Origin of the sequence: Hydrogenophaga sp., from assembly GCF_025699295.1 — a bacterium.
Classification (GTDB): Bacteria; Pseudomonadota; Gammaproteobacteria; order Burkholderiales; family Burkholderiaceae_C; genus Hydrogenophaga.
On record NZ_JAILWB010000026.1, the window covers coordinates 1 to 21,372 of the forward strand.

The window sequence follows — 21,372 nt, forward strand, 5'->3', positions numbered from 1 at the left end:
CCTGTTGATGGTGCAGGTTCTGAACCTGCGAATGCCCGACGGGTTGCTGTTCTGAAAGCGGCGGTCACCTCGGCGAGCCGACGCAAGAGCGTCAGCGTCGACCGACGTGGATCGAATCCACCGTCTCCGCGTAACGCGCCAGGCCCTGCAGCAGCACCTCCGCTGCTTCAGGGCCGATTTCCTTCAGCAGTTCCCGTTCGGCCTTCTTCACGGCCTTGCCGAAGGCCGCGAGCCATTCGCGCCCCGCGGCGGTGAACTGCACCGTGCGGGCGCGCTTGTCACCGGGGTCGACCTCGCGCACGACGAGGCCCAGCACTTCACACTGGTCGATCAGCTCGGTCATGGCGGCGTTGGTCATGCGCGCGCGGCGCGCCAGCTCGGTGATGCGGGTGCCATCAAGGTCGAGGTGGCGCGTGAGATTCACATGCGAGAGCCGCGTCTGGGCGTGGCCGGCGGTGGCCATGAGTTCGAGCACGCGCGACTCGAAGCGGGTGACGGCGTCGCCCAGCACGCGGCCCGCATTGACCTGGCGCCAGGCATCGGGCGCGGCGCGGCGGGGTTGTCGGATGTCGGCTTTCATGCGTACAATGATTTTGCTTAGGTTGCCTAACTAAATCGGAGACAAGGATGATGACCCTGGAGCGGGCGCAGGCAGAGGGCCGGGATCTGGTGGTGGACGTGCTGGTTGCCGGTGCCGGGCCTTGCGGCCTGATGCTGGCCAACGAGCTGGGTCTGCGCAATGTAGCCTGCCTGGTGGTGGATCCGAAGGCCACGACGGCCTTCAACCCCCAGGCCAACGCCACACAGGCGCGCACCATGGAGCACTTTCGCCGCATCGGCATCGCGCAGAAGGTGCGCGCGATGGGGCTGCCGGGCGACCACCCGACGGACATTGCCTATTTCACCCGCTTCGCAAGGCACGAGCTGGCGCGCCTGCGCCTGCCCACCGCCGCGCAGGCGAGCGAGCAGGTCAAGACGCTGTCCGGCTCGTGGAGCGCGGCCGAGCTGCCGCACCGGGTCTCGCAGAAGTACGTGGAGGCGGTACTGTGCGAACACGCCGAGCAGCGCACGGGCCGGCGCATCGGCTTCGGCTGGCGGCTCGGTTCGTTCGAAGACACCGGCGACGCGGTGGTGGCCCAGGTCGCGCCGACCGCGGGCGGTGCGCCGGTCACGGTGCGCGCGCGCTACCTCGTGGGCGCAGACGGCGCGCGCAGCGGCGTGCGTGCCGCACTGGGCATCGGCATGGTGGGCGCGGCCGGCCTGCAGCGGCAGTTCATGGGCGGCAAAATGTTCGCGATCTACCTGCGCGCGCCGGCCTTCTACCAGCGCTTCCCGCACGACATCGCGTGGATGTATGTGTCGGTCAACCACGAGCGGCGCGTGTTCATGGCCTCGGTGGACGGACGAGGCGAGTTCGCCTTCCACGCCGCCGTGCACCCGCACGAGACACCCGAGGACTGGACGCACGACGATGCGCGCCGCATCTTTGCCGAGGCCAGCGGCATGGACATCGACATCGAGATCCTGTCCACCGGCACCTGGATCGCTGGCCACTCGCTGGTGGCCGAGCGCTACCAGCAGGGGCGTGTGTTCATCGCGGGCGATGCGGCGCACCTGTTCACGCCCACCGGTGGCCTGGGCTACAACACGGCGGTCGGCGATGCGGTGAACCTGGGCTGGAAGCTGGCGACCGTGCTCAAGGGTCAGGCCCGCCCTGCGCTGCTGGACAGCTACGAACTGGAGCGCCGGCCGATCGGGCAGCGCAACACGGCCTATGCGCGCGAGTTCGCCGATTCGGTGGGGCTGTTCGAAGTGACGGCCGCGCTGGAGGTCGATGGCACTGCAGGCGAGCGGCTGCGCGCGCAGGCCAGCGAGGTGCTGGGCGCGCATGTGCGCAAGGAGTTCAACATCCCCGGCGTGACCTTCGGGGAACGCTGCGACGCCTCGCCGCTCGTGTTCAGCGATCCGGCGGACGTGCCGCCCGACCAGGCCAACGAGTACGTTCCTTCCACCCACCCGGGCGGACGCCTGCCCCACCGCTGGCTGCCGGGCGAGCGCTCGCTGTACGACCTGCTGGGTTTCGAATGGACGGTGCTGGGGCCCACGGGCCGCGAGGCCACCGCGCGGCAACTGGTGGACGCCGGCAACGCGGCCGGGCTTGATGTGAAAACGTTGATGCTGGACCCGGCCGAGGTGGGCGATCTGCTGCAACACGGCCTGTTGCTGGTGCGGCCGGACCAGATGATTGCGTGGCGCGGCCACGAGGTGCCGGACGCGGTAGCCGTCTGGATGCGGGTCGCGGCTGGCACCGCGCGAGGCAGGGCTGGCCAGCCCGCAACCGCTCGGCGACCGATGAGCGGTTGAATCCGGGCGCCCAGTGAAACGGTACCCGAGTGGGTACCCGATAGCATGGAAACCTTTCGTCACACATGCTGTGGCGCCTTGGCATTCCTCTTGCGCTGGAGCCCGAATGATCCCCACGAAGTCCACCCCCCGAATCTCGCGCCGCGCGTTCACCGGCTTCGTTGCCGGTGCTGCGATGCTGGGCGCCCCCGCCCTCCGCGCCCAGTCGGGCAACCGCATCGTGCTGGGCCAGTCTGCCGCGTTCACCGGCCCGGCGGCGCAGCTGGGCATCCAGTTCCATGCCGGCGCCAAGCTGTACTTCGACCATCTCAACGCGCAAGGCGGCGTGGGCGGTCAGCGCATCGAGATCGTGCAGCTCGACGACGGCTACGAGCCCGACCGCTGCGCCGAGAACACCACCAAACTGCTGTCGGCCGACGTGTTCGCGCTGTTCGGGTACATCGGCACCCCCACCAGCCTGGCCGCGCTGCCGCTGGCCATCAAGGGCCAGACACCGTTCGTGGCGCCCTTCACCGGCGCCATGGGCCTGCGCCAGCCGTTCAACAAGCTCGCCTTCCACCTGCGCGCCTCCTACAACGACGAAACCGCGCTGATCGTGCGCCAGCTCACCAACCTCGGCCTGAACAAGATCGCGGTGTTCCACCAGAACGACAGCTACGGCAAGGCCGGCCTGGACGGCACCACGCTGGCGCTGGCCGAGCGCAAGCTGCAGCCAGTGGCCACGGCCACGGTGGAACGCAACTCGGTGGACGTGGCCGCCGCCGTGGCCACCATCAACGCGGCCAAGCCCGACGCGGTGGTGCAGATCAGCGCCTACAAGTCGTGCGCGGCTTACATCCGCGCCGCGCGCGCGGCCGGCTACGGTGGCACCTTCTACAACGTGTCCTTCGTCGGCACGCAGGCCCTGGCCGACGAGCTCGGCAAGGACGGCGCCGGCGTGGTGGTCTCCCAGGTGGTGCCCACTCCCTACAGCGCGTCCAAACCGATCACGCGCGAGTTCCTGGAACTGATCGGCAAGGGCGGCAACAAGGTGCAGCCGAACTTCTCCAGCATGGAAGGCTTCCTCTCGGCCAAGCTGTTCGCCGAGGGCCTGCGCCGCGCCCCGGGCAAGAACGTCACGCGCGACGGCTTCATCAGTGGCATGGAGGCCATCGGTGAGCAGTCCTTCGGGGGCTTCCAGATATCGCTCGGCCCGAACGACCATGTGGCCTCGCGCTTCGCCGAGCTCTCCATGCTCACGGGCGACGGCAAAGTGAGGACATGAGCCAGTAGCGCTCAGCGGATCGCCGCGTAGCGCTGCTCCATTTCCTGGCGCATGGCCTTGCGCAGCGCGGCCGCGGCGTGGCGGCGGTGTTCGTCGGGCGTGGCCGGCGTCAGCGGCGGCACGGGCTGGGGCTTGCCCGCGTCGTCCATGGCCACCATGGTGAAGAAGCAGCTGTTGACGTGGCGCTGCGCCTGCGTGCGGATGTTCTCCGCGATCACCTTGATGCCGACCTCCATCGACGAAGTGCCGGTGTGATTGACCGCCGCCAGGAAGGTGAGCAGCTCGCCCACGTGGATGGGCTGGCGGAACATCACCTGGTCCACGCTGAGCGTGACCACGTAGGACGATGCATAGCGGCTGGCACAAGCGAAGGCGACCTGGTCGAGCAGCTTGAGCACGTTGCCGCCATGCACCTTGCCCGAGAAGTTGGCGGTGTCGGGCGTCATCAGCACGGTCATGCTGAGCTGGTGTCGGGGCAGTTCCATGGCGTGGGCCTCTTGTCTTGACGTGAGGGTGTCAGGCAGGGTCGGGTTGCGCTGCGGCCTCGGCGGCCTCGGCGGCCTCGGCCAGGGCGGTCATCGCCCGCAGGCCCTCGGCCTCGGTGCGGTACATGTGCAGGCGCGGACCTTCTTCCAGGTGGCCGGCCAGGCGCAGCACGTTCTCCACCGGCAGCTTGATGCCGACCAGGTGGAACTCGATGCGGCGGTCGTCGAGCTGTTCGCGCACGCGGCCGAAGGCCTCGACGCCGGTGGCGTCGATCCAGTTGATCGGGTGCGCAACCAGCATCACGTGGCGCGTGCCCGGACGGGTGGCCACGTGTTCGGTGATCGCGCGCTCGAAGCCGTTGGCGGTGGCGAAATCGAGCGCGGCGTCCATGCGCAGTGCGTACAGGTCAGGCGCCAGAGGATCGAGCTTCCACAGGTGGCGGTCGCGCAGGCTGCCGTCCGGATGCAGGCCGACTTCGATGATGCGCGGGTGCAGCCGCATGAACAGAAAGTGCGACAGCGCCATCAGCACGCCGGCCAGAACGCCCCAGTACAGGCGCGGCGCGGCCAGCACCGTCACCGCGAAGGTGACGCCGGCGGTCACGGCTTCCACGCGCGAGATCGTCCACAGCTGCAGGAAGGCGCGTGGCTTGATCAGGCCCATCACGGCCACCAGCACGATGGCCGCCAGCACGGCCAGCGGCACGTGGTGCAGCAGGGGCACGAACAGCAGCAGCGTGACGACGACCACGCCCACCGAAAACACGGTGGCCCAGCCGGTGCGCGCGCCGGCGTACAGGTTGAGCGCCGAGCGCGAGAACGAGGAACTGGTGGGAAAGGCGCCGCTGAACCCGGATGCCAGCTTGGCCAGACCCTGGCCGATCAGGTCCTGGTCGCGGTCCCAGCGCTGGCCTCGCTGGCCGCTGTCCACCTTGGCGCTGGAGGCCGTCTCCAGGAAGCTCACCAGCGTGATCACGAGCGTGGGCAGCACCAGCTGGCCCAGCGTGCGCCAGCCCGGCCAGTCGGGCAGGTAGAGGGCCGGCAGGCCCTGCGGCAGGCTGCCGATGACCGCGCCGCCGCGCGCCTCGAAACCGGTCACCGCGCTGAGGGCGGCGCTGGCCACCACCACCGCGAGCACGGTGGGAAAACCCGGCCGCCAGCGGCGCGCGAGCACCAGCAGCGCGAAGCTGACCACGCCGAAGGCCAGCGCGGGCCAGTGAATCTGGAACTGCGGCAGCGCGTCCCAGTCGGCGAAGCCCAGCAGCGCGGGCAGCTGCGAGGCGATGATGAGCACGGCCGCGGCCTGCGTGAAGGCCATGAGCACGGGTGAGTTCACCAGGTTGAGCAGCCAGCCGAATCGCACGAATCCGAGCACGATCTGCAGCAGCCCCGATAGCAGGGCCAGCCAGACCGCCAGCGCAATCCACTGCGCGCTGCCGGGTTCGGCCAGGCCGGTGAGCGAGGCGCCCACCAGCAGGCAGGTCAGGGCGGTGGGGCCGACGGACAGGCGCGGCGAGGCACTGAACAGCACCGCGATCAGCGCCGGCAGCAGCGAGGCGTAGATGCCCGTGACCAGCGGCATGCCGGCCAGCGCCGCATACGCTACGCCCTGGGGTATCACCATGAGACCCACCGTGAGCCCGGCCATCGCCTCGCCACGCAGCAAGGCCGCGTCAGGGCGCGGCCAGTTCAGGAAGGGCAGCAGGCGTTTGGCGCGGGACATGCCCTGATCGTACTTGGCGCAGCCCGTTCAGCGTTGTGGCATGTCCTTGGCGGAATAACCCAGGCTCACCGTGGCGTCGGCCGGAATCGGCGGCACGGTCTCGTTCCACGCCAGCCATTGCGCGCGCATGCGCTCCAGCCGCTCGGGCTCGCGTGTGGCGAGGTTGGCGCGTTCGCGCTCGTCCTTCGCGATGTTGAACAGGTATTCGTGGCCATCGACCTGCAGGTACTTCCAGTCGCCCTCGCGCAGGGCGCGCTGGCCGCGGTGGTTCATGCGCCAGTAGAGCGGTCGCTCGAAGCGCCGCGAGGGATCGCGCAGCACGTCGAGCACGCTCACGCCGTCGATCGGCCAGTCCGGGTGCGGCTGGCCGCCGCCGGCTTCGAGCAGTGTGGCCGACCAGTCCATGGTCATGCAGTGTTGCGTGCTCACCGTGCCGGCCGGGATGGCTGCGGGCCAGTGCGCGATCCAGGGCACGCGGATGCCGCCTTCGGTCAGGTCCATCTTGCCGCCCACCAGGGGCCAGCTGTCGGAGAAGCGCTCGCCGCCGTTGTCGCTGGTGAAGACGACCAGCGTGTTCTCTTCCAGCCCGTGCTCGCGCAGCGCGGCCATCAGCTTGCCGATGCCTTCGTCCATGTGGTGGATCATGCGGCGGTAGGTGTGGATGTCGCCGCCGTGCAGGTGGAACAGGTTCTTCGCCACGTCGGGCGCGACGTGCGCGTCGTCGCGCGTTTCCCAGGGCCAGTGCGGCGCGGTGTAGTGCAGGCTGAGAAGGAAGGGCTTGCCGGCCTTCGCGTCGGCCGCGCGCTGGTGCACGTGGTCCACCGCGCGCTGCGAGAGCACGTCGGTGAGGTAGCCCACCTCGTGGTGCTCGTCCTCGTCGATGTAGAGGTCGTGCTCGCCGCTGGACGAGCAGTGGGTGAAGTAGTCCACGCCACCGGCCATGATGCCGAAGAACTCGTCGTAACCCGAGCGGCGTGGCCCGAACGCCGGCGGATAGCCCAGGTGCCACTTGCCGATGAGGGCGGTGTGGTAGCCCGCCTCCTTCAGCAGCGAGGGCAGGGTCGGCACCTCGGGCGGCAGGCCCAGCGTGGTGCTGCCCCTGCTGCGGGCATTGATCGGCTCTTCCATCGCACCGCGCAGCCGGTACTGGTAGCGCATGGTGATGAGCGCGAAGCGCGTGGGCGAGCACACCGGGGAATTGGAATAGCCCTGGGTGAACTTCATGCCGCCGGCGGCCAGCCGGTCGATGTGCGGCGAGACCGCGCCGAAGTCCGCTTCGCGCCCGCCGTAGCAGCCGAGGTCGGCGTAGCCGAGGTCGTCGCAGACGATGTAGATGATGTTGGGACGTTGCGTTGTCATGCAGGCATTGATCTGGAAAGGGCTCAGGGCTGGTAGCCCGATTTTTGTACCACGGGGGCCCACTGTGCGCGGTAGGCATCGAGCATGGCGCGCGTCTGCGCCGGCGAGGCCGCCACCGGGGCCATGCGCGCCTCCTGGAAGCGGCGCACGGTCTCGGGATCCTGCATCACCTCGCGGATGGCATTGCCCAGCTGCTGCACGCGGGCGGCGGGCATGCTCGCGGGCGCGAAGAAGGCGTTCCAGCCGTCGGCCGTGATATCCAGGCCGGCTTCGCGGAAGGTCGGGATGCCGGGGGCGAACGGCGAGCGTTTCGCGCTCGAGACCGCGAGGATGCGGATCTTGCCCGCCTCGTGCTGGGGCAGGAGGGTGTCGAAGGTGTCGAAGGCCATCGGCACCTGGCCACCGATGAGGTCGGCCGCCAGCGGGCCCGAGCCCCGGTAGCCGACCACCTGCGCCTTCACGCCGGCCTTCTCGCCCACCATCAGGCCGAAGAAGTGCGGCAGGCTGCCGGTGGCGGGCACGCCGAAGTTGGCTTGCGCGGGGTTGGCCCGCAACCAGGCGAGCAGGTGGTTGAGCTCGCGCACCGGCACCCCGGCGCCCACGGCCACGCCAAACTCGTAGCTGCTGGCCTGGGCCACCGGCTGGTAGTCCTTGTCGGGGTCGTAGCCGGTGTCCTTGAACACCAGGGGCGCGACCACCATCACCGCCGGATTGCCCAGCAGCAGCGCGTTCTGGTTGGGCGGGGTGTTCTTGACCTGCTGGGCGGCGAGCCGGCCGCCGGCACCGGTCTTGTTTTCCACAATCACGGTGATGCCGAGCTTCGGGCCCAGCTTGTCGGCTACCAGACGCGCGACCCGATCGGTCGAGCCGCCGGGCGCGTAGGGCACGACCAGGCGCAGCGGGCCCTCCAGCGGCTGGGCTTGCGCCGGCAGGCCGACGCAGGTGGCAAGGGAGGCGGTAGCAAGCAGCAGGCGTCGGCGGGTCGTCATGGCGTGTCTCCTGGAAGGTCCATCGTCCGGGTGTTCCCGGTGCGGCCCACCATGCTATGCAGTGACAATCAATTGCAGAAATCAATCATTGCGGGTGTTTTCCCTGAGAGTTGTTCCATGACCGACGCCGACCGGCTTGCCCATCCCCTGCACCAGGCCGACCTGCTGCTGTACCGGCTCTACCGGCTGCACGTCACCGCCGGCCGGCTGGTCGTGCCCATGTGCGAGTCGGAGTTCGGCATCACGCGGCGCGAGTGGCGCCTGCTGTCGTTCCTGGCCGAGAGCGAAGGGGCGCTGTCGTCGCAACTGGCCGAGCACGCCATGCTCGACCGCGCGCGCACCTCGCGCACGCTCACGCGGCTGGCGGCCAAGAAGCTGATCGTGCGCCAGCCCAGGCCGTCGGACCGGCGCGAGGTGCACGTCTACCTGAGCGAGCAGGGGCGGCGCCTGTACGACGCGATCTACCCGCGCGTGGTCGCCATCAACCGCGAACTGGTCGCGGGCCTGACGCACGAGCAGCGCCAGGTGCTCGACACGGTGGTGGACGCGCTGCAGGCGCAGGCCACCCGCATGGGGACGGCCGTGGCCGTGGCAGCTGCTCCGCGCGACGGCGGGACGTAGCGGCGCGAAGCCGCCGCGTGTACGCGTATTTCCCGAGAAAATACCCTCCCGGGTTTTGCCGCCGCCCGCAACAATGGTGTGCCGTACCCCTTGAAGGACGCCATGCCCAACCCCCGGTCAGTGAGGTCTTCGTGAACGCCCGCAGGCGCAACCTGGTCGCTCTGGTGGCCGCCATGACCTTGCTGGCCACCGGCTTTCTCTGGTGGCAGTCGGATCGCGCGCAGGCGCAGTTGCGTGAGCAGGTGCTGGCGCAGGCCGAGCAGCGCAGCCTGCAGCTGGCCGACGCCATGGGCGGCCAGGTCGAGGCACTCATCGCCAGCGTGGATGTGGCACTGCAGGACCTGCGCCGCGAGTGGCTGCTGGACCCCGAGGGCTTCGACCCGATGGCGCGCGTCGGCCTGGCCACCCTGCCACCGGGCATGGTCACGCACCTGTCGGTCGCCAATGCCGAGGGGCAGGTGGTGTACGACAGCCTGGGCATGCGGGGGCCTACCCACGTGGGGGACCGCGAACACTTCCAGGCGCAGCGCAACGGCGGCGGGGTCGACCGCACCTACATCGGCAAGCCGGTGCATTCGCGCATCGCGAAGGAGTGGACCGTGGTCATCAACCGGCCGATCCTGCGCGACGGTCGTTTCGACGGCACGGTCAATCTGCTGGTGTCGACGACCTATCTCGCCGGGCGGCTGGCATCGCTGCAGCTCTCCGGCAAGGACGTTGTGAGCCTGATCGACCGGCGCGGCAATTTCCTGGCGCGCAGCCGTGACAACCTCAACGCCATGGCTTCGCGCGTGCCCTCGGACCGGCCCTACCTGATCCACCCCGAGCAGACCAGCGGCATTTACCACGTCAGCGGCCTGCTTGACGAAATTCCACGCACCTACGGCTGGCAGCGCCTGGCCAGTACCGGCCTGGTCATGGTGGTTGGCCTGGCTGACGAGTCCGTGCTGGCGCCACTGGCACCGGCCCTGGCCCGCAGCCGCGCGATCATGGCCCTGCTGTCGGTTCTGCTGGTGGCACTGGGCGGGGTGGTGATGGTGCTGCTGTCCCGCGTGGCCCGCCACGAGGCGGCGGTGGCCGCCAGCGAGGCCTTTCGCATCCGATTGTTCGAGAGTTCGCACGTGTCCACCGTGGTGATCGATGCACGGACCGAACGCTTCATCGACTGCAACCACGCGGCCTGTCGCATCTATGGCTACGCCGCGCGCGCGGACGTCCTGGGCAAGACGCCCGCGGACGTGTCGGCGGCGCGGCAGTACGACGGAACGCCTTCGATCGAGAAGGCGCGGGCCTACATGCGGCAGGCGCAACGCGACCGCGGCGTCGTGTTCGAGTGGCTGCACGAACGCCCCGACGGCACGCGGTGGGACGGCGAGGTGCACCTGATGAGCTTCGAGTCCGAGGGGCGCGTGCTGATGCAGTTCACCCTGCACGACATCACCGCGCGCAAGCGCGCCGAGGCCGCGCTGCGCGAGAGCGAGGCGCGCCTGAAGGAGGCGCAAGGCCTGGCGCGCATTGGCAACTGGCAGCGCGACCTGGTGGGCAACGTGCTTGCCTGGTCGGACGAGGTCTACCGCATCTACGAGATCGACCCGTCGCAGAAGCCTGCATTCCGGCAGATCCTGTCGATCGTGCATCCTGACGATCGCGAGCTTGTGACCTCGGTGTACAACGAATCCGTTCGCACGCGCCAGCCTTACGACGTGGTGCACCGGTTGCGCATGAGCGACGGGCGCATCAAACACGTGCGTCAGTGCGGATTTTCCCAGTACGAGGGAGACCGTGCGGTCCACAGCACGGGCACCGTGCAGGACATCACCGACCTGCGCAACGCGCAGGAGTCACTTCGACACCTCAACGAGGAGCTGGAACGCCGCGTGGCCGAACGCACGCATGAGCTCTCCATCCTCAACCGCGAACTCGAGGCCTTCGCGTACAGCGTCTCGCACGACCTGCGCACGCCGCTGCGCAGCGTCGATGGCTATGCCAGCCTCTTGGCCGACGAGTTCGGCGCGGACCTCACGCCCGAGGGCCGATCCTATGTCGAGCGCATCCGCAAGTCGGCCCGTCGCATGGGGCAGCTGATCACCGACATGCTGCGCCTGGCTCATCTCAACCGTGCTGAACTGCGGCACCAGCCCGTCAACCTGAGCGAGATGGCACGGCTCGTGGCGGCCGAACTCGCCGCCACCGCACCCGACCGCCAGGTGAGCTGGCATATCGACGACGGCATGGCGGCGTTTGCGGACCAGGGGTTGATGCGCGTGGTGCTGCAGAACCTGCTGGGCAATGCCTGGAAGTACACCGCGCAGTCCGCCGACGCGGTGATTGCGTTCACCCAGCTTCCGCGCAGCGATGGCTTGCTGGAGTTCTGCGTGCGCGACAACGGCGCCGGGTTCGACATGACCTATGCAGGTCAGCTGTTCGAACCCTTCAAGCGCCTGCACGCGCACCACGAGTTCGAAGGCACGGGTGTTGGTCTGACCACCGTGCAGCGAGTGATCGAACGCCACGGCGGCTGGGTGCGCGGCGAGGGCGCGGTGGGCGAGGGCGCGGCATTCTTCTTCACGTTGCCCGCGCGGACTGCGGCACAATAGGCCGTTCTCGACGGCAGCTCGGCCGCGCCCCCTGGCGTGCTGCGGTGCCGGCCCTTGCTGACAGCCCCGGAACTCATCACCCGCACGCGGGGTTTCAAGCCCGCCGCACACCGCGTGCACACTGGCTTGCCGGGCGCACCTGACACATCGGGCCACCGCCTCCGTCCTTTTCCTCACCACGGGCCTGTGCCCGCGCCCGCGCCTTCGATCCTGCACCGCAGGTCGAATTCCGCCGTTTCGCTATGGCGCAGCGACCGGCTGCGCGGAGCCACCGTCCACCTGAGAAGGCGCGTTACATGACATTCGAACTGCTGCTGGCACTGGGCAAGAGTTTTCTTTTTGTCTTCGCCGCCCTGCTGCCGATCCTGAACCCGGCGGCCACCGCCCCGATCTTTCTCGGGCTGACCACCGGCGCGAGCCCGTCCACGCGCGCACTGCTGGCGCGGCGCATCGCGCGCAACATGTTCGCGCTCATGGTCGGATCGATGCTGATCGGCTCCTACGTGCTCGACTTCTTCGGCATCTCGTTGTCGATCGTGCGCGTGGGCGGTGGCCTCATCGTTGCATCGGCCGCCTGGCGCCTGCTCAATGCCAGCCACGCCAGCGAGGACCGCCGCACCGCGCTGGCCGAGGCATTCACGCCCGAGCACGCGCGCAACCAGGCGTTCTACCCGCTGACATTTCCCGTCAGCTGCGGTCCGGGTTCGATCGCGGCGGCCATCACGGTAGGTGTCTCCCTGCACGACGACAGGCTCGCGATTTCGCTGGCCAACATGGGCGGCGGCGTGGTCGCGCTGTTCGCCATCGGGGTGGTGCTCTACCTCGCATTCCGCTACGCCCAGCGCCTGCTGCGGCCGCTGGGCGAGGCGGGCACCATGATCTTCCTGCGCCTGTCGGCCTTCATCCTGCTGTGCCTGGGCGTGCAGATCGTGTGGGACGGCGTGAGCGAGCTGCTGCGCGGGCTGCTCGCGGCCTAGGCTCACCTCAGCACATCGCGGATCGAGGCGTCCTTGTCGAACTGCGCTTTTGCAAACGGGCACAGGGCGATGACCTTCGTGTGCGTCTCGCGCGTCCAGGCCACCAGCGCGTCCAGCAACTGGCGTCCCGCACCCTGGCCCTTGAGGCTCGCATCCACCTCCGTGTGGTCGATGATGATCAGGCTCGGGCTGGTGCGGCTGTAGGTCATCTCGGCCAGGCGTTGCCCGCCCTGCTGGATGTAGAAGGCGCCCTTCGAATCGCTTTCCTGGTGTTCGACGGAATGGGGTTGTGCCATGGCGGTGGGGGTGGTGGTGAAGAGGGAGGGGAACAGGTATCAGGCGAGCACGTCGCGGATCGATGCATCCTGATCGAACCGGGCTTTCACGTAGGAGCAGACCGGGACGACCTTGTTGCCGGTGTCTCGTGCCCAGGCCACCATCGCGTCCTGCAACTGGCGCGCCACGCCCTGGCCTCTGAGGGCCGGGTCCACGAAGGTGTGGTCGACGACAACCAGCGACGGGCTGGTGCGGTGGTAGGTCATCTCGGCGATGCGCCGACCCTCGCGCTGCAGTTCGAAGCTGCCGCGAGAACCTGTCTCGTGGTGCCGGATGTCGGCTTGCATGGTGTTTTCCTTGAGGACGGGGCCCGCAACACGTGTTGCGGGCCCCGCTGTTCGCACGGGTGCAGACCGGTCAGATCTTCGCCGACGTGATGTAGCTGTCGTAGCGCCACTCGGAGAAACGGCTCCACAGGATCTGGTCGCGCTGGAAGGCGCGCATGTCCTGGTGGATTTTCTTGAACTCCGGCGACTTGGCCTCGTGCGCGGCGAACACGGCCATCGAGGCCTTGAAGCCGGCGTCCATCACGGCCTTCGGAAAGGCCACGAGTTTGGTGCCACCAGCGACCAGGCGCTTGAGCGCGGCCGGGTTCTGTGCGTCGTACTTGGCGGTCATGTCGCGCGCGGCGACAGCGCCGGCGGCGCGCACGATGGCCTTGTTCTCTGCGGACAGCGCGTCGAAGGCCTTCTTGTTGATGAAGAACTCAAGCTCGGCGCCGCCTTCCCACCAGCCGGGGTAGTGGTAGAAGGGCGCGACCTTGTTGAAGCCCAGGCGCTCGTCGTCAAACGGGCCGACGAACTCGGTGGCGTCCAGCGTGCCTTTTTCCAGCGCCTGGTAGACCTCGCCCGCAGGCATGTTCTGCGCCACCACGCCGAGCGAAGCCATCGCCTCGCCGAACAGGCCGCCGCCCATGCGCATCTTCAGGCCCTTGAGGTCGGCCACGGTCTTGATTTCCTTGCGGTACCAGCCGCCCATCTGCGTGCCGGTGTTGCCTGCGCTCATCGAGACCATGTTGTACCTGGCGTAGAACGCATCCATGAGCTTGCGACCGTTGCCGTGCTCCATCCAGGCGTCCATGTGGCGAGCGTTCAGTCCGAAGGGCACGGCGCAACCGAAGGCGAAGATGGCGTCCTTGCCGGTGAAGTAGTAGGACGCGGTCTGCGCCATCTCGATCGTGCTGTCCTGCAGGGCGTCGACCACGCCAAAGGCGGGCACCAGGTCACCAGCGGGATGCACGGACACGTCGAACTTGCCACCCGAGAGGGCCTTGACGGTGTCGGCGAACTTCTCGGCCGAGCCGAAGATGGTGGGCAGCGACTTGGGGAAACTGGAGGCGAGGCGCCAGCGCACGGCAGCCTGGGCATGCACGGCGGGGGCGATGCCGGAAGTGAGAACGCCGGCGATGCCGGCGTTTTTGATCAGGGAACGACGATCCATTGAAAAACGACTCCTGGGATGAAAGCGGGAACGGAAAATGCCATCGACCCGTTGCGGGCGGGCGGGGCATGCTACCCCGTCCGGTATGTCCATGTGCGTGTGCCGATATTTACCGGCAGGGCGCTCACCCGTGCAGCAAGGTCGCCAGGTCGAAGCTGCTGCGCTGCCCGAGATCGTGCCGGTGCTCGCGCAGCCAGCTGTCGGCCGCGTCCCGGCCCAGTGCATGCAATTGCGACAGGAACGACCACTGCGTCTGCGTCTTGCTGCCCGCGCCCAGCGGTGCCAGAGAAGCGCCACCGTCGATCAGGTGCACGCGCAGGCGCTGCACACGCTGCAGCAGGGCGGGGCCGCCGGCCTGCGGCGCGTCGCCCGCCATCTGCTTCATCAGCGCCAGCGTGCGCAGTTCCTTGAGCAGGCTGGCATTGAAGGTCACTTCATTGACGCGGTCGAGGATGTCGCTCGCGCTCGTGGGAACGCTCTCGCGCTGCATGGGGTTGATCTGCACCAGCAGCAGGTCGTCGGCACGGGTCTCGTTGACCAGCGGCAGCAGCGACGGGTTGCCGGCATAGCCGCCGTCCCAGTAGGCTTCACCGTCAATCTCCACCGCCTGGAACAGCAAGGGCAGGCAGGCTGATGCCAGTACCATGTCGGCGGTGAGTTCGTGCTGGCCAAAGATGCGCAGGGCGCCGGTGCGCACCTGCGTGGCCGCAACGAACAGCTGCGTCTTGTGGCAGCGGCCCACGCTGTCGAAGTCGATCGTCTCCAGCAGGATGTCGCGCAGCGGGTTGAGGTTGAGCGGGTTGAGCTGGTAGGGCGAGAGCTGCTGCCCGAACGCGTCGGCGGCGCGGCGCATCGGTTCGGTCCAGGGTTTGATCCAGGGCGCGAGCCAGTCGTTGGCCGGACCCATCAGGGCGCCCAGCGCGCTGGTCTGCAGGCGGTGAAAGGGCGAGAGCTCGGCCACGCGGGTCCAGAACTGGCGCAGCACGCGCTGAGCACCTTCGCGCCCGCCGTCCATGAGGCCGGCGGCCAGGGCCACGGCGTTCATGGCGCCGGCGCTGGTGCCACTGATGGCGGTGATCTCCAGCGTCTCGTCTTCCAGAAGGCGGTCGAGCACGCCCCAGGTGAAGGCGCCGTGCGAGCCGCCGCCTTGCAGCGCGAGATCGACAGGGCGAATACCGGGGCGGGGCGTGCGGGCGGTGCGGGAGCGAGCGGAGGATGGCATGCGGGGGTCATCGGCGTTCTGGCATGGCATTGCACCATGGCCAGCGTGCACCGTCTGGGACAATCGGCCTTTGCCCTTTCGACGCGCATGTCCACCCCCACCCTCGAGCCCTCCTCTCCCTCGGCCGACGCCGCCGCACCCGTGTCCGGCCCGCTGGCGCGCGAAGCACTGGCGCTGGCCGCGTTCGACCATGTGGTGGCGCACGCGCCGGGCTACCGCGCGCGGCCCGGCCAGCGCGAGATGGCGGCCCACATCGCCCACACGCTCTCGGGCGTGGCGCTGGGCGACGGCGCGGTGGCGAATGATGCGGCGTTGCCCGAACGCGGCATTGCGGTGGTCCAGGCCGGCACCGGCGTGGGCAAGTCGGCGGCCTATGCGTCGACGGTGATCCCGCTGGCCCTGGCACAGCAGAAGCGCGTGATCATCAGCACCGCCACGGTGGCGCTGCAGGAGCAACTGATCGCCAAGGATCTGCCCGCGCTGGCCGCGGCGCTGCCCGAGCCGTTCAGCTTTGCGCTCGCCAAGGGCCGCGGGCGCTATGTGTGCCGCCTCAAGCTTGACCAGCTTAGTGGGGGCGACGCGGCCGGCGCCGACTTGTTCGAGAGCGACGACAGCGCCGAAACCGGCACCGGCGCGGCGGCACAGGCCGCGGGCGCGCTGGCATCGGCCGCGGCCACCGCGCGCTGGCAGGAGCGCGGCCTGCAGTACACCCGGTGGGCCCAGGCGCTCGACGGCGGCAGCTGGGACGGCGACCGCGACCGGCTCGACGAACCGCCCGATGGCAGCCTTTGGGCCCCGGTGGCCGCCGAGCGCCACACCTGCACCGCGCGCCACTGCCCGAGCTACAACAGCTGCAGCTACTACCAGGCCCGCGCGAAGCTCGCGCAGGCGAAGGTGATCGTGGTCAACCACGACCTGCTGCTCTCCACGCTGGGCCTGCACGCGCTGCCTGCGCCGCAGGACTGCTACCTCGTGTTCGACGAGGCGCACCACCTGGGCCCGGTCGCGCAAGGCCAGTTCACCGCCTCGATGGACCTGATGCGCGGCCAGTGGCTGGACAAGCTGCCGCGCGCGGTCGACGAGGTGGCGACCGCGATCGAATACCGGCCCACGATCGACGTCGCCACGTTCGCCAAAGAACTCAGGAGCGCGCAGAACGAACTGGCGCGCCTGGCCATGCAGCGCATCGGCGCGCTGCCGGCGTGGGCCCAACTGACCGGGCGCGGCCACAACACCGTTCGGGCTGAGCCTGTCGAAGCCCAGCGCGCGCAAACCCTTCGACAGGCTCAGGGCGAACGGCGGGGAGACGGTGCGCCGGTGGTGGATCGATTCGAAGGCGGCGTTCTGCCCGCCGACTGGAACGAGGTTGTGGGCCAGCTGCACACCCAGGCAAGCGCGCTGCTCAAGGTGTTCGAGGCGCTGGCCACGCAGCTCAAGGCCAACGCGCGCGACAACCCGGGCGACGCCGCGCGCTGCGCCCGGCTCTACAGCCGCCTGGGCGTGCTCGCGCCGCGCCTGCAGAACGCGCAGGAAACGGCGGCCTGCTGGCTGCAGGATGCCGGGGATAGTCAGCCGCCGCTGGCCAAGTGGCTCGAAGCCGGTGTGAGCCACGGCCTGGTCACGCTCACGGCGCACGCCTGCCCGCTGCAACCGGGCAGCCTGCTGCGCAACCATTTGTGGAACCAGGTGCGCGCGGCGGTCGTGACCTCGGCCTCGCTCACCACCTGCGGCAGCTTCGACCACTTCCTGCACGAGTCCGGCCTGGCGTTCGACGACGCGGTGGCCGCGCGCGAGGTGCAAAGCCCGTTCGACCACGCGCGCCAGGGCCGTCTGGTGGTGGTGCAGACGGCGGCCGATCCGAAGGACGTGGAAGGCTACACGCGCGAGATGCTCGCCGCGCTCATGAGCGACCTGCGCGAGGTCCGGCGTGGCGCGCTGGTGCTGTTCACCTCGCGCGCGCAGATGCGCCAGGCGCAGGGGCTGCTGGAGCGCGGCGAACACGGCGCGCTGCGCGAGCGCGTGCTGGTGCAGGGCGAGGCCTCGCGCACCGTGCTGCTGCGCCGCCATGCCGAGCGGGTGGCCGATGGCCAGCCCTCGGTGCTGTTCGGCCTGCAGTCCTTCGGCGAAGGGCTCGACTTGCCGGGTGAACTGTGTGAGTGGGTGTTCATCACCAAGCTGCCGTTTGCCTCGCCCAGCGACCCTGTGGGCCAGGCGCGCGCCGACTGGTTGAAGAGCCAGGGCCGCGACCCGTTCAGCGAACTCGTGGTGCCCGCCACTGGCGCGCGCCTGCTGCAGTGGACCGGGCGCGCATTGCGCAGTGAAACCGACGAAGCCGTGGTCGTTTGTTACGATGCCCGGCTGTTGCGCCAGTCCTACGGAAGGCGCATGCTCAAAGGCCTGCCGCCCTACCGCCTGCAGCGCCGCCAGGATGGCGTGCTGAGCGACGCCTGAAATCCCCTCTTCTCACGAGATCACCACCGCCATGTTCTTTGCCACCCTCAAACTGGTCCACCTCCTGGCCGTCATTCTGTGGGTGGGCGGCATGGCCTTTGCCCATTTCTGCCTGCGCCCTTCGGTGCAGTCGCTCGAGCCGCCGGTGCGCCTGCGTCTGTTGCATGCGGTGCTGGGGCGCTTCTTCACGCTGGTGCTGGGGGCCATCGTGCTGGTGCTGGTCACCGGCGTGTGGATGATCGGGCGCGCGGCGAAGGAGTCGGTACAGGCCGGGCTGGGCTTCAACATGCCGCTGGACTGGAGCCTCATGGCCGCGCTGGGCATCGTGATGATCGCCATCTTCGGCCACATCCGCTTTGCGCTGTACAAGCGCCTCACGCTCGCCGTCGCCGCCAGCGACTGGCCTGCCGGTGGCGCGGCCATGGCGTCGATCCGCAAATGGGTGCTCGTCAACCTGTGCCTGGGCGTGTTGATCGTCTGCGTGGCGATGCTGATGGGCTGACGCTGCCCCCTTGTTGAGGTCAAGCGGGGCGCGCCCGTAGGCTGTGCACCCGCTTCACCCGCCCGCCGCCACGGGCCATTCTCGAAGTCCGGTGCCACCACCCGGTGGCCACAACATCGAGGGCCCGCGCATGACCACATCCATTCCATCGTTTCCATCCTTTCGGTCCGAGAAACCCCGGACCGTGCTCGTCCTGCAGGGCGGTGGTGCCCTGGGGGCCTACCAGTTCGGCGTCTACCAGGCCCTGCACGAGGTCGGCATGGAGCCCGACTGGGTGATCGGCACCTCGATCGGCGCCATCAACGCCGCCTTGATCGCCGGCAACCCGCCGGAGCACCGGCTCGAGCGCATGGCGGACTTCTGGGACCGCGTGACGCACAGGGGCCTGTCGACCTGGCTGGCCGACGTGCTGCCCGACTGGGCCCGCGCGCAGCACAAGCTGGAAGTGGTGCTCGGGGGCCTGTCCGGTTTTTTCCGGCCGAGCTGGCCGACCTGGGGAGCCGGCCGGCCCGAGGCGGCGGGCGAGACGCCGTCGTGCTACAGCACGCAAGCCTTGCGCGAGACGCTCGCGGAGCTGCTCGATCCTTCGCTGCTGGCCCACGGACCGACCCGCCTGACCGTGGGCGCGGTCAATGTGCGCACCGGGCAGATGCGCTACTTCGACAGCCGCCACGAGACGGTCGGCATCGACGCTGTGATGGCTTCCGGCGCCCTTGCGCCGGCCTTCCCGGCGGTGCGCATCGGTGGTGATTCGTACTGGGATGGCGGCCTGTACTCCAACTCGCCGATCGAGGTGGTGCTGGACGAGCAGCCACGCCGCGATGCGCTGATCTTCAGTGCACAGCTGTGGCGCGCCGATGGGCCCCTGCCGCGGAGCCTGCCCGCCATTGACGAGCGGCTCAAGGACATCCAGTTCGCCAGCCGCGCCGACAGCCACATCGAGCGGCAGCGCCAGCTGCACCACCTGCGCCATGTGGTGCACCGGCTGATCGACGCCTTTCCCGAGGAACACCGCGGACATCCGGCGCTCCAGCAGCATCGGCATCTTGCATGCGACACCGTGATGCACGTGGTCAAGCTGCGCGCGCCGGCGCTGCCGGGTCAGGATGGCGCCAAGGACATCGACTTCAGTCGCCAGGGCGTCGCCGCGCGCCACGAAATGGGCCTGGCCATCGCGCGCGCGGCGCTGGAGCGTCGCCCGTGGAACGATGAACGTGGCCTGTCAGAGGGTTTTTGCGTGCACGAGGTCGACGCCGTGGTGCGCTGAAAGCGCGCATCAGCCCGTCGAGCCGGCCTTCAGCCGGGGCACGTTGTCCGGCACGAGCGGCGAAGGCAGGCGCTCGCCCCACATGCGCCGCCACAGCCAGGGCAAGGCCGTGGCCATGTCGGGCCTGAAGCCCGACAGCGTGGGCCGGTGCCCGCCGTTGGCGCGCGCGGCTTCGGTGCCGAGGTCGAAGCGGAAGGTATAGCTCGGCTCCTGGCCCATGCGCAGATCGGTCACGTAGAGGCGGTCATCGACGCTGGCCGCGCTGTAGAAACCGTGGGTGAAGCGGGCCATGCGCGCGAGGTAGGGGTCGTTGCGGTGTTGTGCGATCAGCTCCGCGCCGCGTTCGTGCACTGTCCACTGGATCTGTCCGTCCTCGTCCAGCAGCGAGTGGTGGCCCTCCAGGTACTGTGTCGGCGTGGTGGCGACCAGCCGCCAGAGCACGGTGTTGAACGGCGCGGGCGTGACGAGCAGGCCTTCGGGCACGATGCCCTGCGCCTGCAGCGAGGCGCGCGCGACCTGCGTGGCTTGCTGCTGCGCGCCCACGCTCCAGGCCAGGTACAGCGTGCTCAACACAAGGCCAGCGGCATTCCAGCGCAGGCCGCGCGGGGGGTGCAGGCGCAGCGCGGCGACCACCCCCACGATCAGCGGCACGGTGTAGGCCGGGTCGATGATGAAGATGCTGCCCACGCCGAAAGGGTGGTCGCTGAACGGTTGCAGCAGTTGCGTGCCGTACACGGTCATGGTGTCGAGCAGCGGGTGGGTGATCAGCACCAGCCACAGCGCGAGCCACCAGCGCCTGAACAGCGCTGCCTCGCCGTGCACGCGCGAGGCGATCCACGCCAGCACCGGCGCGACCAGCGTCAGCACGACCAGGGCGTGGCTCTCGGCGCGGTGGCGCGTCATGTTGAGGATGGCGTCGCCATGGTCGATGAAGGCGTCGAGGTCGGGCAGGGTGCCGCCGATGGCGCCCCAGAGCGCGGCCTTCCACACGGCGGTGCGTCGGCCCATCACGGCCACGCCCACGGCGCTGCCCAGTGCGATCTGTGTCAGTGAATCCATGCGGCGAGCTTAGCCGCAAGGCGCGTGCTTCACGCCTGCACGGCGATCGGGAAGCTCGCGCGCAGGCCGTCGTTGCCCGGCACGAACGGCACGGTGACCGCGGCCCGGTCCACTTCGCTCATGCGCCGCCAGAGACCGTCGCGCTCGTTGCCGGGGTCGCCCGCGACATACAGCTGGGTGGTGAGCAGCTCGGCGCGGTCCAGCCGTACCTTCACATGGATGTGGGGCGTGCGCCCGGTGTAGGGCACGGGCTTGAGGGTGCGGAAGCGGTAGCGGCCGTCGCGCCCGACGGAGACCCGGCCAAAGCCCTGGAACGCGGGGTCCGCGCGCCCACCGTCGCCCGGGTGGTGGTAGTGGCCGGCGTGGTCGCACTGCCAGATCTCGACCACCGCGCCGGACACCGGCACGCCCGACAGGTCGGTCACCGTGCCTTCGATCCAGGCTGGCTGCCCCTTGCCATAGACCGCCTGGCCGTTCTTGAGCAGGTCGGCGTCGCTGTCGGCCGGCAGGCTCACGGGATAGAACGGGCCCTCGGACTGGCGCGGCGTCGGACGCAGGCTCTTCGACTGCGCCAGCGCGGACGGGAGCCAGACCGGGGTTGCCACGGCGGCGGCACTGGCGATGAGGAGGCGGCGGCGGGGCAGGGTGGGCATGAAGGTCTCCAGACAACGGCGATCTGGTTGGAAGAACAACCGGATCGCAAGTTCCTGGCCCGC

19 protein-coding genes are annotated in these 21,372 nt (G+C 69.1%); 8 read left to right on the forward strand and 11 right to left on the reverse strand.

Going from position 1 to position 21,372, the window contains the following annotated elements:
• Positions 1-91 precede the first annotated feature (91 nt).
• Positions 92-580 carry a MarR family winged helix-turn-helix transcriptional regulator gene (locus tag K5880_RS21195; RefSeq protein WP_297657266.1) on the reverse strand — a complete coding sequence of 163 codons (489 nt, stop codon included), beginning with the start codon at positions 578-580 and terminating at the stop codon, positions 92-94.
• 47 nt (positions 581-627) lie between these two features.
• On the opposite strand from K5880_RS21195, the gene K5880_RS21200 reads away from it, so the two are divergent.
• The gene (locus tag K5880_RS21200; RefSeq protein WP_297657269.1) at positions 628-2,364 is read left to right on the forward strand and encodes an FAD-dependent oxidoreductase; all 1,737 of its coding nucleotides are present in this window, start codon (positions 628-630) and stop codon (positions 2,362-2,364) included.
• Positions 2,365-2,539: 175 nt separating this feature from the next.
• A complete protein-coding gene (locus K5880_RS21205) occupies positions 2,540-3,628 on the forward strand; it encodes an ABC transporter substrate-binding protein (protein ID WP_297657413.1) in 1,089 nt (362 codons plus the stop codon).
• Between the two features lie 11 nt (positions 3,629-3,639).
• Here the strand turns inward: K5880_RS21205 and K5880_RS21210 are convergent, their stop codons facing one another.
• From K5880_RS21210 to K5880_RS21225, 4 genes are read right to left on the reverse strand one after another with little or no spacing between them, the layout of a single operon-like run.
• Positions 3,640-4,113: an acyl-CoA thioesterase gene (locus tag K5880_RS21210; RefSeq protein WP_297657271.1), complete on the reverse strand. Its 474-nt coding sequence runs from the start codon at positions 4,111-4,113 to the stop codon at positions 3,640-3,642.
• 31 nt (positions 4,114-4,144) lie between these two features.
• The gene (locus K5880_RS21215; RefSeq protein WP_297657274.1) at positions 4,145-5,836 is read right to left on the reverse strand and encodes a SulP family inorganic anion transporter; all 1,692 of its coding nucleotides are present in this window, start codon (positions 5,834-5,836) and stop codon (positions 4,145-4,147) included.
• A 27-nt stretch (positions 5,837-5,863) separates the two neighbouring features.
• Positions 5,864-7,195, reverse strand: coding sequence for a sulfatase-like hydrolase/transferase (locus tag K5880_RS21220; protein WP_297657277.1), 1,332 nt, complete (start codon positions 7,193-7,195; stop codon positions 5,864-5,866).
• A gap of 23 nt (positions 7,196-7,218) precedes the next feature.
• The gene (locus tag K5880_RS21225; protein ID WP_297657280.1) at positions 7,219-8,184 is read right to left on the reverse strand and encodes a Bug family tripartite tricarboxylate transporter substrate binding protein; all 966 of its coding nucleotides are present in this window, start codon (positions 8,182-8,184) and stop codon (positions 7,219-7,221) included.
• A 117-nt stretch (positions 8,185-8,301) separates the two neighbouring features.
• On the opposite strand from K5880_RS21225, the gene K5880_RS21230 reads away from it, so the two are divergent.
• The 3 genes from K5880_RS21230 (at position 8,302) to K5880_RS21240 (ending at position 12,379) form a co-directional block, all read left to right on the forward strand.
• Positions 8,302-8,805 (forward strand): MarR family transcriptional regulator, encoded by a 504-nt coding sequence (locus K5880_RS21230; protein ID WP_297657283.1) that lies wholly within the window; start codon positions 8,302-8,304, stop codon positions 8,803-8,805.
• A 131-nt stretch (positions 8,806-8,936) separates the two neighbouring features.
• Complete coding sequence (locus K5880_RS21235; protein WP_297657285.1) at positions 8,937-11,402, forward strand: PAS domain S-box protein; 2,466 nt, start codon at positions 8,937-8,939, stop codon at positions 11,400-11,402.
• Positions 11,403-11,698: 296 nt separating this feature from the next.
• Positions 11,699-12,379, forward strand: a complete 681-nt coding sequence (locus K5880_RS21240) for a MarC family protein (protein ID WP_297657288.1) — start codon at positions 11,699-11,701, stop codon at positions 12,377-12,379.
• Positions 12,380-12,381: 2 nt separating this feature from the next.
• Here the strand turns inward: K5880_RS21240 and K5880_RS21245 are convergent, their stop codons facing one another.
• From K5880_RS21245 to K5880_RS21260, 4 genes are all read right to left on the reverse strand, one after another.
• Positions 12,382-12,675 carry a GNAT family N-acetyltransferase gene (locus K5880_RS21245; protein WP_297657291.1) on the reverse strand — a complete coding sequence of 98 codons (294 nt, stop codon included), beginning with the start codon at positions 12,673-12,675 and terminating at the stop codon, positions 12,382-12,384.
• Positions 12,676-12,714: 39 nt separating this feature from the next.
• On the reverse strand, positions 12,715-13,002 hold the full coding sequence (locus K5880_RS21250) for a GNAT family N-acetyltransferase (protein ID WP_297657296.1): 288 nt from the start codon (positions 13,000-13,002) through the stop codon (positions 12,715-12,717).
• 70 nt (positions 13,003-13,072) lie between these two features.
• On the reverse strand, positions 13,073-14,155 hold the full coding sequence (gene dctP, locus K5880_RS21255; protein WP_297657299.1) for a TRAP transporter substrate-binding protein DctP: 1,083 nt from the start codon (positions 14,153-14,155) through the stop codon (positions 13,073-13,075).
• Positions 14,156-14,279: 124 nt separating this feature from the next.
• Positions 14,280-15,377, reverse strand: coding sequence for a patatin-like phospholipase family protein (locus K5880_RS21260; protein ID WP_297657302.1), 1,098 nt, complete (start codon positions 15,375-15,377; stop codon positions 14,280-14,282).
• Positions 15,378-15,464: 87 nt separating this feature from the next.
• On the opposite strand from K5880_RS21260, the gene dinG reads away from it, so the two are divergent.
• From dinG to K5880_RS21275, 3 genes are all read left to right on the forward strand, one after another.
• Positions 15,465-17,828, forward strand: a complete 2,364-nt coding sequence (dinG, locus tag K5880_RS21265; RefSeq protein ID WP_297657305.1) for an ATP-dependent DNA helicase DinG — start codon at positions 15,465-15,467, stop codon at positions 17,826-17,828.
• Between the two features lie 31 nt (positions 17,829-17,859).
• The gene (locus K5880_RS21270; RefSeq protein WP_297657308.1) at positions 17,860-18,330 is read left to right on the forward strand and encodes a CopD family protein; all 471 of its coding nucleotides are present in this window, start codon (positions 17,860-17,862) and stop codon (positions 18,328-18,330) included.
• Positions 18,331-18,514: 184 nt separating this feature from the next.
• The gene (locus K5880_RS21275; protein ID WP_297657311.1) at positions 18,515-19,597 is read left to right on the forward strand and encodes a patatin-like phospholipase family protein; all 1,083 of its coding nucleotides are present in this window, start codon (positions 18,515-18,517) and stop codon (positions 19,595-19,597) included.
• Between the two features lie 9 nt (positions 19,598-19,606).
• On the opposite strand, the gene K5880_RS21280 is transcribed toward K5880_RS21275, so the two are convergent.
• Positions 19,607-20,656, reverse strand: a complete 1,050-nt coding sequence (locus K5880_RS21280; RefSeq protein WP_297657312.1) for a metal-dependent hydrolase — start codon at positions 20,654-20,656, stop codon at positions 19,607-19,609.
• Positions 20,657-20,685: 29 nt separating this feature from the next.
• Complete coding sequence (locus K5880_RS21285; RefSeq protein WP_297657315.1) at positions 20,686-21,309, reverse strand: protocatechuate 3,4-dioxygenase; 624 nt, start codon at positions 21,307-21,309, stop codon at positions 20,686-20,688.
• Positions 21,310-21,372: the final 63 nt, after the last annotated feature.